The 15,837-nt window shown below is 50.3% G+C and carries 18 protein-coding genes and 1 tRNA gene; 7 read left to right on the top strand and 12 right to left on the bottom strand.

Annotation, left to right across the window (positions count from 1 at the left end; all coding sequences use genetic code 11):
- Together mdoH and mdoG are read right to left on the bottom strand one after the other, a co-directional pair.
- The coding region (gene mdoH, locus GYRE_RS21465; protein ID WP_038258299.1) for a glucans biosynthesis glucosyltransferase MdoH at window positions 1-1,634 on the bottom strand (1,634 nt) is incomplete at its 3' end.
- The gene (gene mdoG / locus GYRE_RS21470; protein ID WP_038258303.1) at window positions 1,627-3,180 is read right to left on the bottom strand and encodes a glucans biosynthesis protein MdoG; all 1,554 of its coding nucleotides are present in this window, start codon (window positions 3,178-3,180) and stop codon (window positions 1,627-1,629) included. The genes mdoH and mdoG, both read right to left, overlap by 8 nt.
- 254 nt (window positions 3,181-3,434) lie before the next feature.
- Here mdoG and mdoC point away from each other — a divergent pair, with 254 nt between their 5' ends.
- Window positions 3,435-4,595, top strand: coding sequence for a glucans biosynthesis protein MdoC (gene mdoC / locus GYRE_RS21475; protein ID WP_038258306.1), 1,161 nt, complete (start codon window positions 3,435-3,437; stop codon window positions 4,593-4,595).
- A gap of 17 nt (window positions 4,596-4,612) precedes the next feature.
- Here the strand turns inward: mdoC and ymdB are convergent, their stop codons facing one another.
- From ymdB to csgB, 5 genes are all read right to left on the bottom strand, one after another.
- Complete coding sequence (gene ymdB, locus GYRE_RS21480) at window positions 4,613-5,155, bottom strand: O-acetyl-ADP-ribose deacetylase (protein WP_006819427.1); 543 nt, start codon at window positions 5,153-5,155, stop codon at window positions 4,613-4,615.
- 94 nt (window positions 5,156-5,249) lie between these two features.
- Window positions 5,250-5,561: a hypothetical protein gene (locus GYRE_RS21485; RefSeq protein ID WP_051861013.1), complete on the bottom strand. Its 312-nt coding sequence runs from the start codon at window positions 5,559-5,561 to the stop codon at window positions 5,250-5,252.
- Between the two features lie 166 nt (window positions 5,562-5,727).
- Window positions 5,728-6,057 (bottom strand): curli assembly chaperone CsgC, encoded by a 330-nt coding sequence (csgC, locus tag GYRE_RS21490; RefSeq protein ID WP_006819425.1) that lies wholly within the window; start codon window positions 6,055-6,057, stop codon window positions 5,728-5,730.
- 68 nt (window positions 6,058-6,125) lie between these two features.
- The gene (gene csgA / locus GYRE_RS21495; protein WP_006819424.1) at window positions 6,126-6,572 is read right to left on the bottom strand and encodes a curli major subunit CsgA; all 447 of its coding nucleotides are present in this window, start codon (window positions 6,570-6,572) and stop codon (window positions 6,126-6,128) included.
- Between the two features lie 40 nt (window positions 6,573-6,612).
- A complete protein-coding gene (csgB, locus tag GYRE_RS21500) occupies window positions 6,613-7,068 on the bottom strand; it encodes a curli minor subunit CsgB (protein WP_038258309.1) in 456 nt (151 codons plus the stop codon).
- Window positions 7,069-7,827: 759 nt separating this feature from the next.
- Between csgB and csgD the strand changes: the two genes are divergently transcribed.
- The 4 genes from csgD to csgG are packed head-to-tail and all read left to right on the top strand — an operon-like array spanning window position 7,828 to window position 10,171.
- A complete protein-coding gene (gene csgD, locus GYRE_RS21505; protein WP_006819421.1) occupies window positions 7,828-8,478 on the top strand; it encodes a biofilm master transcriptional regulator CsgD in 651 nt (216 codons plus the stop codon).
- 4 nt (window positions 8,479-8,482) lie between these two features.
- Window positions 8,483-8,872 (top strand): curli production assembly/transport protein CsgE, encoded by a 390-nt coding sequence (gene csgE / locus GYRE_RS21510; RefSeq protein WP_006819420.1) that lies wholly within the window; start codon window positions 8,483-8,485, stop codon window positions 8,870-8,872.
- Window positions 8,873-8,897: 25 nt separating this feature from the next.
- Window positions 8,898-9,311: a curli production assembly/transport protein CsgF gene (gene csgF / locus GYRE_RS21515; protein WP_006819419.1), complete on the top strand. Its 414-nt coding sequence runs from the start codon at window positions 8,898-8,900 to the stop codon at window positions 9,309-9,311.
- 26 nt (window positions 9,312-9,337) lie between these two features.
- Window positions 9,338-10,171, top strand: coding sequence for a curli production assembly/transport protein CsgG (csgG, locus tag GYRE_RS21520; protein ID WP_038258312.1), 834 nt, complete (start codon window positions 9,338-9,340; stop codon window positions 10,169-10,171).
- 49 nt (window positions 10,172-10,220) lie between these two features.
- Here the strand turns inward: csgG and GYRE_RS21525 are convergent, their stop codons facing one another.
- The 4 genes from GYRE_RS21525 to ghrA form a co-directional block, all read right to left on the bottom strand.
- Window positions 10,221-10,724: a DUF1097 domain-containing protein gene (locus GYRE_RS21525; protein ID WP_373896514.1), complete on the bottom strand. Its 504-nt coding sequence runs from the start codon at window positions 10,722-10,724 to the stop codon at window positions 10,221-10,223.
- A gap of 87 nt (window positions 10,725-10,811) precedes the next feature.
- Window positions 10,812-11,366, bottom strand: a complete 555-nt coding sequence (locus GYRE_RS21530) for a TorD/DmsD family molecular chaperone (protein WP_006819416.1) — start codon at window positions 11,364-11,366, stop codon at window positions 10,812-10,814.
- 21 nt (window positions 11,367-11,387) lie between these two features.
- On the bottom strand, window positions 11,388-12,125 hold the full coding sequence (locus GYRE_RS21535; protein ID WP_038258317.1) for a phosphatase: 738 nt from the start codon (window positions 12,123-12,125) through the stop codon (window positions 11,388-11,390).
- Window positions 12,126-12,179: 54 nt separating this feature from the next.
- Entirely contained in the window at window positions 12,180-13,118 is a 939-nt protein-coding gene (gene ghrA / locus GYRE_RS21540; protein WP_038258320.1) for a glyoxylate/hydroxypyruvate reductase GhrA, read from the bottom strand.
- 268 nt (window positions 13,119-13,386) lie between these two features.
- Between ghrA and GYRE_RS21545 the strand changes: the two genes are divergently transcribed.
- Window positions 13,387-13,474, top strand: a tRNA-Ser gene (locus GYRE_RS21545).
- Between the two features lie 1,005 nt (window positions 13,475-14,479).
- On the top strand, window positions 14,480-15,259 hold the full coding sequence (locus GYRE_RS21550) for a lipoprotein YafT (RefSeq protein ID WP_038258323.1): 780 nt from the start codon (window positions 14,480-14,482) through the stop codon (window positions 15,257-15,259).
- 255 nt (window positions 15,260-15,514) lie between these two features.
- Here GYRE_RS21550 and GYRE_RS21555 read toward each other — a convergent pair.
- The coding region (locus tag GYRE_RS21555; RefSeq protein WP_211248371.1) for a tetratricopeptide repeat protein at window positions 15,515-15,837 on the bottom strand (323 nt) is incomplete at its 5' end.

Raw genomic sequence — 15,837 nt, forward strand, 5'->3', positions numbered from 1 at the left:
TCAGTGAGCGCATGCACGATCTGCAGTGCCGTCGAGAGCACCAGGAACATAAACCACAGCGGAGCGGAGAGATACGACATGACGCCGGTCAGGAACACCGCACGGTGTACCGGGTGCATACCTTTCACCAGGAACAGGCGGAAGTTCATCAGGTTACCATGACACCAGCGGCGATCGCGTTTCAGCTCATCCAGCAGGTTTGGCGGTAACTCTTCATAAGAACCCGGCAAATCGTAGGCTATCCAGACGCCCCATCCGGCACGGCGCATCAGCGCCGCCTCCACGAAGTCGTGAGAGAGAATGGAACCAGCAAACGAACCTTCACCCGGCAGCGGCGCCAGGGCGCAGTGCTCAATGAACGGTTTCACGCGGATGATGGCGTTGTGCCCCCAGTAGTGGGATTCACCCAACTGCCAGAAATGCAGACCAGCGGTAAACAGCGGACCGTAGACGCGGGTCGCAAACTGCTGGCAGCGGGCGTACAGGGTGTCCATGCCGGAAGCGCGCGGTGAAGACTGGATAATACCGGCATTCGGGTTGGCTTCCATCAGGCGAACCAGCCCGGTCAGGCAATCTCCGGACATCACCGAGTCGGCGTCCAGCACCACCATGTAGCTGTACTGGTTACCCCAGCGACGGCAGAAGTCATCGATGTTACCGCTTTTACGCTTCACTCGACGGCGGCGGCGACGGTAGAAGATCTGTCCTTCGCCCTGCACTTCCGCAATCAGCTCCATCCACGCCTTTTGCTCTGCCACGCAGATATCCGGATTATAGCTGTCGCTCAGGATATACACGTCGAAGTGCTGCTGTTGACCGGTAGCCTTCACCGATTCCCAGGTTGCACGCAGGCCGGCGAACACGCGGTTCACGTCCTCGTTACAGATAGGCATGATAAGCGCGGTTCGGTGCTCAGGGTTCAGCGGCTCGTTGCCGGTGGTTGAGGCCGAAATACTGTACTTGTCTTTGCCAATCAGCAGCTGCAGGAAGCCCATCAGCGCGGTCCAGAAACCGGCAGATACCCAGCAGAACAGTACGGCAAACAGAATTAGGATCCCGGTTTGCAGCACATAAGGCAGGAGCTGCATAAAGGAAACCCACAGATCCTGACCGACCATGTCCGTTGGGTTAATCAGCGCCCATCCCTGATACGGCAGTATGGTTTTCATGTACCAGGTGGCAACCACCGTCTGCGCCAGCGTCAGGATAAGCAGAATATAGCGACGGATTGAACCGACGGTACGCCACTTCTGCTCACGCTCCTGCTCTTCTTTTGTCAAACGGGACACATAGCGGGGGGGCACATCGCGTCCACGTAGTTTGTCCCAGAAGCGACCAATCGGGTTGGTGCGCCACGGATCGGGGAACATCGAAGAACGGGTTGCTTTCGGCATCGCCTGCAGCTGAGTGCGGCCTTCATCATCCTTAATCAGCTGACTGCCGGCCAGAGAATCTGGCCAGCCGTGCTCAAGGCGCGCTTTCACGGACGCCAGCGGCGTATCGTCATCACGAGCGAAATGTGGCTGCCCGTCACCCAGCGCTTCATGTACGGCACGAAGGCTGGTATCCGGGAGCGCGGCTTTCTCAGCATCAGAAAGCGCCAGCGCTTCAATGTACTTCGTTGTCTTATTCATTGGCAGGCAGCTGGTAGCTCCAGGTTTCACTTAGCGTCTGGTCAGCGTTGACCAGCGCCGCGCGCATTTCCGTGGTTTTCTTGGCGTCTTTTACTTTCACGCGCAGCGTTAAACGCCAGCCTTTAGTAACCGGGTTGTAACGCACGCTGTTTTCCACAATCTCACCGTTATCACCGATGCTTGCCTGCGCGATCACCGGAGTGTCCTGCGGCATTTTTTTCATGTCAGCACCCATGAAATCAACCACAAACGCAATCGTGCCGTCCGGCTGGCGGATCAGGTTGGACTGCTTAACATCACCGGTAGAGCGACGAGTCTGCATGACGTAGGCGTTATCCGGCGCATGCAGTTTTTCTTCGTCACGGGTGTAAGTGATGGTGTATTTGTAATTCATCTCTTTCCCGGCTTCCGGCAGCTGGTCCGGCGTCCAGTAAGCGACGATATTATCGTTGGTTTCATCGTTGGTCGGGATTTCTACCAGCTCGATTTTACCTTTACCCCAGTCCCCTTTCGGGGTGACCCATGCACTCGGGCGCAGATCGTAACGGTCGTCGAGATCTTCATAACGAGAGAACTGACGGCCACGCTGCAGCAGACCAAAGCCCTGCGGGTTTTCGGTAGCGTAGCTGCTGACAGCAAGGTGTTTCGGGTTGTTCAGCGGACGCCAGATCCACTCACCGTTACCGGCGTGGATAGAGAGACCGTTGGAGTCATGCAGCTCCGGACGATAGTTTAAGGTCGGAGACGGCTGGTTTGGCCCAAACAGGAACATGCTGGTCAGTGGTGCGACGCCCAGTTTGCCCACTTTGTCGCGCAGATAAATTTTGGACTGCACGTCAATCACCGTGTCACGCCCCGGCATCACGACAAAACGATAAGCCCCGGCAGCACGTGGGGAATCAAGCAGAGCATAAATAGTCAGACGTTTATCGGTAGGTTTTGGACGTTCAATCCAGAACTCACGAAAACGCGGGAATTCTTCACCTGATGGCAATGCAGTGTCAATCGCAAGCCCACGCGCGGATACGCCGTAGGTCTGGCCCTGACCGATCACCCGGAAATAACTGGCTCCGAGCATGCTGACAATTTCATCATTCTTATCTTTGCTGTTGATCGGGTAGAGCACTTTGAAACCAGCGAAGCCCAGGTCTTTCACGGTATCTTTATCGTGCTGGACGTCACCGAAATTGAAGTAATCCGGGCTATATTTAATTTTGCGTACTGATGTTGCTGTCACTTCATTAATGGTGACCGGCGTATCGAAGTACATCCCCTGATGATAGAACTCAAGTTTGAACGGGGTCTTAATGTTGCTCCAGTACGCCTTATCGTGGTTGAACTGGATCTGTTGATAGTCCGCATACTTCATATCGCGGAATACGGAGGGCAGGTTACTTTTTGGCGCTTCGAAGCTTTTGCCAGCCAGTGTTTTTGCCTGCTTTGCAACGTCATCAATACTAAAAGCCCATGCAGATGAAGTACACAGGGATAACATTACGGCTGCGCCAATCCAGCGCAGTTTCATCATCTGTGGTGTATGTTTCATATAAGTAAGCACTTCCCCCTTTGTGTGCTTAAATCGATCCTTCCTATTTTAAAGGAAACTCAAGCATTCCGACAACTGAATCCCCGTCTTGTTCAGCTTGCTGGCTCATGGATTAAGCAATGGCCTGCAGCCTTTTTACACTTTGCGCATTTATCCGAGAGACAGGTTCCCGGACATGGTGTAGGGTTGCTTTCGAATGTAAACGTTATCGTCGCTGACGATAAGACGAAAAGTCTGAGATTGTACGTAAGTCTATGAATAAAGTGCCGCCACAACGTGAGTATTTCCTTGATTCCATCCGCGCCTGGCTGATGCTGCTTGGGATACCCTTCCATATCTCGCTCATTTACTCTACCCATAGCTGGCATGTTAACAGCGCGGAACCCTCCTGGGCGCTGACGCTGTTCAACGATTTTATTCACGCCTTTCGTATGCAGGTGTTTTTTGTCATTTCCGGATATTTTTCCTACATGCTGTTTCTGCGCTATCCGCTGAAAAAATGGTGGAAAGTGCGGGTCGAACGCGTAGGGATCCCGATGTTGACCGCGATCCCCCTGCTGACGCTACCGCAGTTCATCATGCTGCAGTACGTTAAGGGGAAAGCCGATGGCTGGAGCGACCTGTCGCACTATGAAAAATATAATACGCTGGTCTGGGAGCTCGTTTCGCACCTGTGGTTCCTGCTGGTGCTGGTGGTGTTAACCACCGTGGGCGTGCTGATCTTTAATCTGCTCCGAAAACGCCGCTCAACACCCGAAGGACAATTTTTTGCGCATGCCACCATGGGGCAATTAACGCTGATTTTTCTGGGGATTGGCCTGCTGTATGCGGCCATTCGTCGCATTATTTTTATTCTCTATCCACCGATTCTGAGCGATGGTCTGTTCAATTTTGTGGTGATGCAGACGCTGTTCTACGTGCCGTTCTTCTATCTGGGGGCACAGGCGTTTATTCATTCGCGCTTAAAAACGCTCTTCACCACACCTTCGCCCTGGTGTATCGCCGGTGCTGTGCTGGGCTTTATCGCCTATCGCCTCAATCAAACCTACGGTTCAGGCGATGCCTGGATGTATGAAACCGAATCAGTTATTACGATGGTGCTCGGGCTCTGGATGGTGAACGTGGTGTTCTCCTTCGGCTATCGCCTGCTCAACTTCAAATCCTCCCGCGTCACCTACTTTGTCAACGCCTCACTGTTTATTTACCTGGTGCATCATCCGTTAACGCTGCTGTATGGCGCGTGGATCACGCCACATATCAATTCAAATCTTCTTGGCTTTATCACCGGGCTTATTTTCGTGGTGGGTAGTGCCATAATTCTCTACGAAATCCATCTGCGGATCCCGCTGTTGCGCTTCCTGTTTTCCGGAAAACCTCAGCCGCAGGCGGAAAGAGCGACCTCCTCCGCCAGCTAAGCGATCCACGACCCCGCTCACTCGACGGGGTCATCTCCCTCCTGGGTTAACAGTCGGGTGTATAACCTGGCATTCTCATCGTCAATACAGACAAAGTAGATCTTCGCGGGCGTCGCGTGGAAGGTGGCGTACTGGCTGACCGTATTGACCGCAATCTCTGCCGCCGCCGCTTTGGGATAACCGTAAGCGCCGGTGCTGATAGCCGGAAAAGCAATCGACTGATAGCCGTTGGCCAACGCCAGCATCAAACTATTGCGATAGGCATCTTCCAGCAGGCGCGCTTCATGATGCTGACCGCCATGCCAGACGGGGCCGACGGTGTGGATCACCGCTTTCGCAGGCAGGTTTCCCGCGACGGTAATCACCGCATGCCCCGGCGGGCACTCGCCCTGCTGCTGGCGCACCACTTTGCAGGCTTCGAGCAATGCGGGTCCGGCAGCATGATGGATTGCACCATCAACACCGCCACCGCCCAATAACGACGGGTTCGCCGCATTGACAATGACATCCACCGCAAGGGTGGTGATGTCACCTTTGATGACTTCGATTCGGGAACGCATAACACCTCCTGTCTGAGCTTTCGCTCAGTGTACTCCAAACCGCGTCAGCATCCACGACATGTCGACAAGCGTTCCTGCCCTTCCTTATCTGCGCTTAATTGTACGTAACGGTCAGTACTGCCATTGTCTTTTTCGGGTTGATATAGTCCATCTTCACGGCTGAAAGGTTAGCGTTATTCCGCACCCCCTGTTCGGCCTGGTGTAAAGAATAAACGGAGGTTTTCATCACGCCATCACGTAGACAGCGAAAGGAGATATTGTCAGTCGAGGGGGAGATATTGCAGGGATCTTCTACGATGGCACCACGAAAGTGGATAATCCCGCCTTGCGCGGCATTTGCCTGCAGGCTCCATGATGTAGCAACAATAAACAAGGCAGGCAGTGCTTTGCGAATAAATGCGTTCATGTCGAACCTCTCCAGTATGGCTCATCCCTGAGTGCGATTACCCAAACACCAGGCTATAGCGACTGCATCAACAACACGACACGGTATTGCAACATTTATTACAGCATATTAACGATTCTTACTTTCCGCCAGTGAACTCAATGTATTGATTTGGTGAATGTTTTGCTCAAGCCTTACTTGCCGATACCCACTGCTGTGACAAGTGAAGTGACTGGCCGTCCGTAACGGTGACAACAATGCTTACCGTGTCTTCAGGGGTCAAATTTATACTAAGCTTCGGTAAATCAATCGCTTGATTAGCGGGCAAAGATACCTGCTTACTTTGTTGTATCTGGCTGGTACCTCCCTGCCCTTGCCGTAAGGTCTGAATTTGTACCTGGCAATCACAGGGTTGCGATAGGGTCACCTGAGGGATGATGGTGTAGATTTCGCCCTGCTGATCCACGTTGAAGGTGATTTGATTGGTCAGTGCCACCAGCAGTAATAAACTGTGCATAATTTCAGCTCCTCAAATAAGAAAAACAGGGCCCGAGCCCTGTTTTCATTTTCTGAACGACTCAGATTTTAGTATTGGCTAGCTGACGCGTGGTTGCCAAACCCAACCTGATGAACAGTAACGCTGGAATCAGACGCAGTCTGATGCACTACGGCGCCGTTCAGAGCACCAAATTGTTGTACCTGGATATCAGAGTTTTTACTGTTCCACTGGCTGATAGTGGCATTGTTAGCAGTCCCTTTTTGCAGCAGATCGATGGTGCTGCTATCAGAGCCCTGTCCGACATCAGCACCGTTGCTGCTGCCAAACTGTTTAATGGTCAAATCGGATTTACGGGCATCGCTTTGCAGTGCAGTCGCATTGTTACCACTACCGTACTGGTAAATGGACATCGTAGAGTCGGGACCACTCTGATTGCCATTGCCATGATCGCCACCGTATTGCGGAAACATACCTGCCAGAGCACTGCCAGAAACCACAATTGCTGCTAATGCTGCTACTTTGAAAAGTTTCATGGTAAACCCCCATCGGATTGATTTTAATCGTCGTCAAACGCTAGCGTTGGATAACGCGCACTGCCATTTGCGACTGCTTTTGCACTACAACTGCCGTTTTTTGCGTACCATACTGGGTAATACTTGCTTTATTGCCAGAACCCTGCTGGATAATGGCCGCTGTATTTCCGTATCCACCTTGCTGAATATCGGCATCGTTGGCATTACCCGCCTGAGCGATATAAGCAAAGTTATAGGTTCCTGATTGGTCTATGTTTGCCCGGTTACCCACCCCATCCTGAGTAATAACCGATAACACTTTTGAACCGCCCTGTTGAATGTTGGCGTTATTATAACCGCCCTGCTGACCAATAATGGCTGCCTGATTATTTGAAGACTGATTTAATTCATTCACCGCAAAGTTATATTCTGAAACAGCTAAATCAGAATTTCCGGCGAAGACTAATCCAGGCGAACCCAGTATCGTTAACATCACAAATAACAATTTGTTTTTCATGCTGTCACCCTGGACCTGGCATTATCGTTAATGAATAACTCGTATTAACTGTAAACAACCAGCGTTAATTGTTAGCGCGGCGTTACGGTGAAGAGTATGTCCAGAGAAACAATTTAAATATCTCACCCGCCAGTGGTATTTTTATCCCTTTGCTCAACCCAAAGTATTAATTAGCACCATGCAGGGAATGATTATTTGATAAACAGAATGCACTGCCGTCTGGCTTACAAGCGACAACGCGGCGGGCTTACAGGGGCTACCGTCAAGAGAAGTTGACGCCCTGCTCCGGTGAACTCGCTATTTTGCGATCAGGCTGTCATCACTGAAAAAAGACTTAAGCTTTCCACGCGAGCGCATTATCCATATCCATCTTGCTAATAACTCACCCATTAGTATCATTTATAAAAACCAGAAAAGTGATATTTTTCAACAACAAATATTAATTTGTATGATTTTATAAAATTGTGCACGGTAATTTACATGTACAACTTTATTATCAAATTCAAACAGTATAAAAACTCATAATTCACAAATTAATATTGATTTTTACATTTGCTTACATCATTAACACTTGCTTTAAGAATGGTAATGACTAGATTGAAATCAGAAGTATCTATATTTCATTTTGTTTTTATTTGGCCTCCCTGGCGAGGCTTCTGATTCTTTCTACACACAGCAGTTCAGCATCTGTCAGTACTTCTGGTGTTTACATTTTAATTGTAAACAACTGCCAGGTGCGCTAAAACGTGGGGTCTCATCATGTTAAATGAAGTCCATAGTATTCATGATCATACATTATTGTTGATCACTAAGCCTTCATTGCAAGCCACGGCCTTGTTACAGCATTTAAAACAGGCACTGAGCTTATCAACAAAACTTCATAATATTCAGCGCTCTTTGGATGATATTACCGCTAACAGCATCATATTATTTGATATGATGGAAGCAGATAAAAAAGTCATTCATTACTGGCAAGATAACTTAAGTAGAAAAAACAACAATATCAGACTGCTACTTCTCAATACCCCCGATGAATATCCGTTTCGGGAAATTGAAAACTGGCCACATATCAATGGTGTATTTTATATCTCAGAAGATGAGTGCCGTCTGACAGAGGGTTTGCAGGGCGTGCAGCGGGGTGAATGCTACTTCTCCGGCAAGCTCGCCAGCTACCTCATCACCCAGTCTGGCAATTACCGCTTTAACGGAACGGACACCACCCTCCTTACCCATCGCGAGAAAGAGATCCTCAACAAACTAAGAATTGGTGCATCCAATAACGAGATAGCTCGCTCGCTGTTCATCAGCGAAAATACGGTGAAAACGCATCTTTATAATCTTTTCAAGAAGATATCCGTCAAAAACCGTACGCAGGCAGTCTCATGGGCCAACGATAACCTCAGGCGGTAACGCCATGAAACGTTATTTAATCTGGATAGTGGCTGCAGAACTTCTGCTGGCCGCCGGGGATCTGCACGCCGTTGAAGTCGAAATCCCCGGATTATTAACTGACCATACCGTTTCTCCTATTGGGCACGATTTTTACCGGGCTTTCAGTGACAAATGGGAAAGCGAGTACAAAGGGAATTTGACCATTAATGAAAGGCCCAGCGCGCGTTGGGGCAGCTGGATAACGATTTCGATTAACCAGGATGTTATTTTCCAGACTTTTCTATTCCCGACGAAACAGCAATTCGATAAGACGGTGGAGCAGGCACTGACGATGACCGATGAGGCGATTAGCCGCCGACAGATCGATAAGGCATTGCTGAGCACCAAAGATTTAGCACAAGACGAGTTTTAATAACGATCCTATTCTGGAGGCTTCTATGCGTAGTGCATTTGCCGTGATTCCACTCATCCTGGTGCCCACTCTCAGCTGGGGCGGGAATATGGTTTTCCAGTTCACAAACCCTAACTTCGGTGGCAACCCCGCTAACGGTGCGTTTCTGCTGAACAGCGCTCAGGCGCAAAACTCGTATAAAGATCCCAGCCTGAAAGATTATGGGGTTTCAACCCCGTCAGCGCTGGACAATTTTACGCAGGCTATTCAGTCACAAATTTTAGGTGGGCTATTAACCAATATTAATACTGGCAAACCAGGGCGTATGGTGACAAACGATTTTATCGTTGATATCGCTAATACTGACGGCCAGCTGCAACTTAACGTCACCGATCGCAAAACCGGCCAGGTATCAACTATTCAGGTTTCCGGTTTGCAATCTAATTCGACTGACTTCTAACGCTCATCACATACAGGATGATCATCATGCAGCGCTTACTTCTCCTTCTGGCGGTCAGTTTACTCAGCGGGTGCTTAACCGCCCCGCCTAAAGAAGCCGCAAAACCGACATTAATGCCGCGGGCGCAAAGCTATCGTGATTTAACTCACCTGCCGCTGCCCAGCGGAAAAGTATTCGTCTCGGTCTATAACATTCAGGATGAAACCGGACAATTTAAGCCCTATCCAGCCAGTAACTTCTCGACCGCCGTACCCCAGAGCGCCACCGCCATGCTGGTGACCGCCCTGAAAGATTCTCGCTGGTTCGTTCCGCTGGAACGCCAGGGCCTGCAGAATCTGTTGAACGAACGTAAGATAATTCGTGCAGCACAGGAGAACGGAACGGTCGCGGATAACAACCGGATCCCGCTGCAGTCTCTGACCGCAGCGAACGTGATGATTGAAGGTTCGATCATTGGTTACGAGAGTAATGTGAAGTCCGGGGGCGTTGGCGCCCGCTACTTTGGCATTGGGGCTGATACCCAGTATCAGCTCGACCAGATAGCGGTTAACCTGCGGGTGGTCAACGTCAGTACCGGTGAGGTGCTCTCTTCGGTGAACACCAGCAAAACGATCCTGTCGTATGAAGTACAGGCCGGGGTGTTCCGCTTTGTCGACTACCAGCGACTGCTGGAAGGAGAGATTGGTTACACCTCAAACGAGCCGGTCATGCTCTGTCTGATGTCGGCTATCGAAACCGGGGTTATCTACCTGATTAACGATGGTATCGAACGCGGCCTTTGGGATTTGCAGCAGAAAGCGGATGTTGACAACCCTATCCTTGCGCGTTACCGCAATATGTCGGCACCTCCGGAATCCTGATGTAATGAGATGTGCCTGAAATGGAGTAAAAAAAAGCGTGACTCTGGGGTCACGCTTTTTCTTGTTTATTCATCAGCGGTGGCGCTGGAGATTTTGCTCTTCGCGCCGCAAGCCACAGGCCGCTATTTTTCATGGCGTAACCAAACACCAGCCCGACGAGTAAAGAAGGGACCACCAGGCGCCAGTCGGCCTGACCGGCAAACGTCGCACAGGCACCGATAAACGTACCCGGCACAAACGACAGCAGCAGCTGTTTTGCCTGGATACACATCAGAAACGCCACCACACCGGTCATCACGTAGCCGACAATCTCTAGATGCGGTGCCAGCGCGCTACCGTGGATGATCACCAGCGCCCAGAGCACCCCGCTCATGACGGTACAGCCAGAGATAAGCAGCCCTTTCAACCCGCCCTGTGGGCAAGCGAAATAGGCCGTGCAGCCGAGGAATCCGGCCCAGCTCAGCAGACCGAGTGATACCGCCACCCAGCCCCAGATGCCAGAGAGAATGCCAGTGGTGAGTGCAATCGCAAATAAAATGTTCATGGCGCGCATCATAGCAGAAGCGCGCCGACAAAATGAGACAATGAGCACATAAATTACACAATCGTCTCATTCATTACATTCAAAAAGTGACTCAGATCACTCTTCGTCTTCTTCCTGGAGTTCATCCCACATAGCGGCAATCGCATCACGGGTCAGCGGTGCCATGGTGCGCCAGAATGGACTGACGGCATGGGCCTCTACCTTGCCGAGGAAGCTGCCGCACCACGGCAACAGGTAGTCAGCAAACAGGGTCTCCAGCGCTTCACTTTCATCTTCCTGACTATGGTCTTCAAGCCACGAGGCTGCCAGCAGCAGCGTTCCGATATGATCCGCCGGCGCCTCGGTCAACGGCATACCGCGGGAAGATAAAAACGCGCGGACTTCGGCTTCCGTCGCCCCTTCCTGCCAGTGGCTTCTGTATGGCGGAACGCTGCAATCGTTACCGACAAACAGTGCGTTGTAATCGGCTGCAACGGGTTGCATATCGCAACTTTTTTGTAAGCGCGCCAGTAATTCATCCTGCTCCAGCGGCCAGCTCGCCGCCAGTTTCCCCTCGCGAATCAGGGTAATTAGCGGGACCAGCAGCGGATCCTGCGGCTGACGGTAGTACAAAGAACCCAGCACGCGGCAGAGGATTGAAAACTCGTTCATTCAGTTATTCCAGTTAATACATTAAAGGTCAGAAAATTCAGGAACAGGCGCCATACCGCGAGACTCCAGGAAGCTCAGCAGACGGCGTGGTGTCACATTAAGTATGCGGTCTTCCGGGAAATTTACCGCATCAAGAATTTTACGGCATTCCGTAAAATCACCGAGGGTAAAGGCGGTGTGCGAATCAGAGCCCAGAGCAACCCAGCCACCCGCGTCACGTACCGCCTCGGCAATGGCACGACAGTTATCCTCACTCCCTTTACGCGAAGCCACGAACGAGGAGTTATTGATTTCGAGCGCCACCTGATACTTAGCCGCCGCCTGCGCGATGGCCGGAATATCGACAGGATACTTCGGGTTGCCCGGGTGGCTAATAATATGCACCGTCCCATTCGCCATCGCCGCGATCATTGCTTCGGTATGGGTAGCTTTATCCTGCGGAGGAAATACCGGCTCGTGAAAACCAGCAATGATGAGATCCAGTGAGGTTAACATCGGTCCGGTGCAATCTATCTCGCCCTGGGTATTTTTGATGTTGGCCTCAATCCCCCGCAAAATGCCAATTCCATCCACCACGCGTGGCCAGATACGCATATTAATAAAGTGCCAGTGGTGTGGGGCATCCGCCATGTCCGGGCCATGATCGGTTATCGCAAACAGCTTGATCCCCTTGCGCTTCGCCTCGGCGATATAGTCGTGAAGGGTACTGTAGGCGTGCGTACTGGCGACGGTATGCATGTGCAGGTCAACAGGATACATCATAATCTCCTCTGCGATTTTTAGGCCAAGGATAGCAGGAAAGCACCGTCTTTATTAGTAGCCGAGCTCGCGGTCAACCTGTCCGCCGGGGTTTATCCCCGCTTCCAGTTGAGCAATAGTACGCGCAATATAGTCAATGGCTTCCGCCGGGCGGGTAACGGCCGCAATGTGTGGTGTCATCGCCACGCGCGGATGTTTCCACAGTGGGCTTTCTGCCGGTAAAGGTTCGCGGCTGAATACGTCCAGCATCGCACCTTTCAGCTTGCCGCTATCAAGCGCCGCCAGCAGATCGTCTTCAATCAGATGCACGCCGCGCGCCAGGTTCAGCACGTAGCCGCCGGTTTGCAGTTGCTCGAGCAGCTTCTTGTTAATGATACCAACTGTTTCTGCAGTGTTTGGCAGCAGGTTAATAAGCACCCGGGTACCACGCAGGAACGCGCCCAGCTCTTCGTGACCGGCAAAACTCTCTACGCCCGGCCACGATTTGCGGCTGCGGCTCCAGCAGCGAACCGGGAATCCCCAGGCCTGCAGGCTCTCAGCAACGTTGCTGCCCAGCACTCCTGCACCCAGCATGCCGATGGTGAAATCTTCACGGTGGTAGTCTGCCAGCGGCTCCCAGCAGGCGGCCTGCTTCTGCAGCTGATAATCATCAAAACGACGGAACCAGTGCAGTACCTGACTGACCGCATACTCCTGCATTTGCAGTCCCATACCGGTATCTTCCAGGCGGAACAGCGGTGTAGTCATCGGCAACATCTCGGGGTGCGCATTTAGCTGGCTCAGAATCGAATCAACCCCCGCTCCGAGGGCGAATACTGCTTTCAGTTCGCGCCCCTGAAGCATTTCAACCGGCGGATGCCAGACCAGGGCGTAATCGGCAGGCTGATTGTCTCCTCGCTTCCACGCGCGAACGTTCGCGCCAGGGATCTGTTTGCTGAGCTCATTCAGCCAGTAGGTGGTGTCGAAGGTGGGGTGATAGAAAATGATGTCCATAAAATCTCCTGACAAAAGCGCCCTTTGGTTTTTGCATTATCAGGCGCAGGGAAAAGTGATGATTTTGTTGTGAATCACCAGCATATCAAATTTCGTGAGCATTACGGCAAAAACGCGAATTGCTGGCAAAAAAAGCATTTCCGGTGTGATTAACCAACAACTTGCGTGAAGTTTGGCTAAACGCACGTTTTTTTGAAAAAGTTCATTGACGTTAGCGGGCGAATTCCCTAAATTAGCGCCCGTTCCAGCGATGCTGGAAAGACAATATGGTGAGGTGTCCGAGTGGCTGAAGGAGCACGCCTGGAAAGTGTGTATACGGCAACGTATCGGGGGTTCGAATCCCCCCCTCACCGCCATATTTGAAGAAGAGCTCGTACGCAAGTACGGGCTTTTTTTTCGTCATATTGCACGCCCGGGGGGATGAGAAGCCCCGACCGGGGTTCGACAACTGGCGACAGCCAGGTGGACAGACTGAGCGCGCAGCGAACAGGCTGCCCGCAGGGCGAGCGAAGCGAGTCAATCCCCCCCTCACCGCCATATTTGATACAGAATCAATCGATTACAACGTAAAATTGGTTTTGTCCTGCATAAAAAAGCTCGTGTAAGCGGGCTTTTTATGCATCTAAATTCCATGCTCTTTCGGACTTTTTCTCGACTTAGCTCTTTAGTACCGCCAGCAGGCAGTTTTGCCATTCAGAACAAATCCGTTCAAACATGATCTGGAGCTGCACCAAAAAAAGTGTGCCATCTGTACCATCTGTGCCATCGATCCCTGCCTTCACGTACCCTGCTCCATGATTATTTGGGAAGCAATGTGCCTTTTCCGCTCGACTAGACTAATTTTACCTTTTCATGGCTTTGTTGTCGTTGCGCCCGTAGGTGCCCCTGAGTTTCTGCCTTGTCACGGGACGACCAGCGTTATCAAATGATGCGTGTTCTGCTCCTTCAACTCAGCAAAAATTCGATTTACTCAACAAAGCGCTCATTGGCTGTAATCCTCACACCCGCCTGCTTTTTTATGATATTAACGGTTCCATCAAGCGTTACCCAGGCTGGCTTGACAGAATTATTACTGTGATAAGGGATCGAATTCATATTACATTCTCTTTTTATCTTCCAGAGGGACGCAATATCATCGTTAGTTAATACACACCTGGACACCACTGGCAGATGGAAAACGGATTCCATAATTTATAGCTGAGAGCATAAACAATATTCTGCGATTATCGAAACAGATTATTATATTTAATTTATGAATATAAAACAGTGCTACTGAAATCATCAACAACAGGATATAATCACAACAATAATCAGGATTCAGTAATTACATGACCGTCTAACATCCATTTCAGGGAAAAGATATGAAAGTCTATCTAGTGATATTTTCATGCGCTGCAATTTTTTTATTGAGCGGGTGTATTCGTTCTCCAATTGATGCGAAGAAAAAGGACACCCAAAGAACGGAAAGTAGTATCAATAAGAATGCCGCCAGTCAGTTAACAGATAAAGATATCTTCGGCAACGAGACCACACTTGCCGTTTCAGAAGAAGATATCCAGGCCGCACTGGATGATGATAAATTCAGCGTACCTCTGAACTCTGCCATTATTCTTGTCCAGTCTGGCAACCGTGCCCCGGAAGCCATCATGCAGCAGGAAATGGGCCGATATTATACTGTTGCAACGTTCTCCGGCATTCCGGACAGACAAAAGACGGTGACCTGCAGTAGAGATACAAACAGAGATGATAGCCAGAACGTAGCTGCTGCCGAAAACATGAACTGGATGCAGGCACTACGTTATGTTGCCGCAAAAGGGCATCAGAAAGCCATTGTCGTTTATCAGGATACATTGCAGTCTGGTAAATATGACACTGCGACAAAAAACACAGTCTGGTCAGATTATAAAAATGAAAAACTGACTAACGCCGTATCGCTGCGTTATCTGGTACGCTTCACTCTGGTGGACGTGGCAACAGGCGACTGGGCCACCTGGTCGCCGGTCAACTATGAAGGTACAGTACTTCCACCGCTGGCGGGGAAAAAAGATGCCGCAGAGACAACGACCGAACAGCAGATTTCGCAGCTCAGGCAAAGAACCTATGCGTCAATGGTGAAAGATCTGGTGAACCGCTATCAGTAATCAGCCCCGTCTGCCGCTGATAATCTATGGCGACAGACAGCGGTACGAAAATTCTCGCTCATGTGGTTGATCTTTTTTTTCCGATCCAAAACTATGCCAGTGATGAGATTAATATGCTACAGAATACCATGCATAAGCTTTTTTATAATCTACAGATTCTTCCCCATCATTTTCAGTATACAATGAACCAAGATTAACCTGTGCCTGGATATATCCCTGACATGCTGATGCTCTGACCAGTGGCAGCACTTTATCTCAATCGTTTTGATGATGCCCTAATCCTCTACCATAAAAAGCGCCCAGTGAATTTCTTGCACTCATAGAACCAAGGTTAACTGCTCTAACATACCATTTCTCGGCTTGTATATTATCTTTTTCCACACCCAAGACTTGCATATAAATTTGCCCAAGATTATTCATTGCATTTGTATCATTTTTCTCAGCCGCTTTTAACAACCATTTTTTGGCTTCCATATAATTTTGTTGTACACCAGAATCCATGAGATATACTTGCGCCAGGTTTACTTGTGCCCTTGTCATTCCCTGCCCCGCTGCTTTCTTATACCACTCTATGGTTT

Source organism: Yokenella regensburgei ATCC 49455 (assembly GCF_000735455.1).
GTDB lineage: Bacteria > Pseudomonadota > Gammaproteobacteria > Enterobacterales > Enterobacteriaceae > Yokenella > Yokenella regensburgei.

Excerpts from the sequence above, each read along its gene's own strand:
- csgE (WP_006819420.1), top strand. The coding sequence starts at position 8,483 with ATGAAACGTTATTTAATCTGGATAGTGGCTGCAGAACTTCTGCTGGCC.
- csgB (WP_038258309.1), bottom strand. The coding sequence starts at position 7,068 with ATGAAAAACAAATTGTTATTTGTGATGTTAACGATACTGGGTTCGCCT.
- csgF (WP_006819419.1), top strand. The coding sequence starts at position 8,898 with ATGCGTAGTGCATTTGCCGTGATTCCACTCATCCTGGTGCCCACTCTC.
- csgD (WP_006819421.1), top strand. The coding sequence starts at position 7,828 with ATGTTAAATGAAGTCCATAGTATTCATGATCATACATTATTGTTGATC.
- csgG (WP_038258312.1), top strand. The coding sequence starts at position 9,338 with ATGCAGCGCTTACTTCTCCTTCTGGCGGTCAGTTTACTCAGCGGGTGC.
- csgC (WP_006819425.1), bottom strand. The coding sequence starts at position 6,057 with ATGCACAGTTTATTACTGCTGGTGGCACTGACCAATCAAATCACCTTC.
- GYRE_RS21530 (WP_006819416.1), bottom strand. The coding sequence starts at position 11,366 with ATGAACGAGTTTTCAATCCTCTGCCGCGTGCTGGGTTCTTTGTACTAC.
- ymdB (WP_006819427.1), bottom strand. The coding sequence starts at position 5,155 with ATGCGTTCCCGAATCGAAGTCATCAAAGGTGACATCACCACCCTTGCG.
- GYRE_RS21525 (WP_373896514.1), bottom strand. The coding sequence starts at position 10,724 with ATGCGCGCCATGAACATTTTATTTGCGATTGCACTCACCACTGGCATT.
- GYRE_RS21535 (WP_038258317.1), bottom strand. The coding sequence starts at position 12,125 with ATGTATCCTGTTGACCTGCACATGCATACCGTCGCCAGTACGCACGCC.
- GYRE_RS21550 (WP_038258323.1), top strand. The coding sequence starts at position 14,480 with ATGAAAGTCTATCTAGTGATATTTTCATGCGCTGCAATTTTTTTATTG.
- GYRE_RS21485 (WP_051861013.1), bottom strand. The coding sequence starts at position 5,561 with ATGAACGCATTTATTCGCAAAGCACTGCCTGCCTTGTTTATTGTTGCT.
- mdoG (WP_038258303.1), bottom strand. The coding sequence starts at position 3,180 with ATGAAACATACACCACAGATGATGAAACTGCGCTGGATTGGCGCAGCC.
- csgA (WP_006819424.1), bottom strand. The coding sequence starts at position 6,572 with ATGAAACTTTTCAAAGTAGCAGCATTAGCAGCAATTGTGGTTTCTGGC.
- ghrA (WP_038258320.1), bottom strand. The coding sequence starts at position 13,118 with ATGGACATCATTTTCTATCACCCCACCTTCGACACCACCTACTGGCTG.
- mdoC (WP_038258306.1), top strand. The coding sequence starts at position 3,435 with ATGAATAAAGTGCCGCCACAACGTGAGTATTTCCTTGATTCCATCCGC.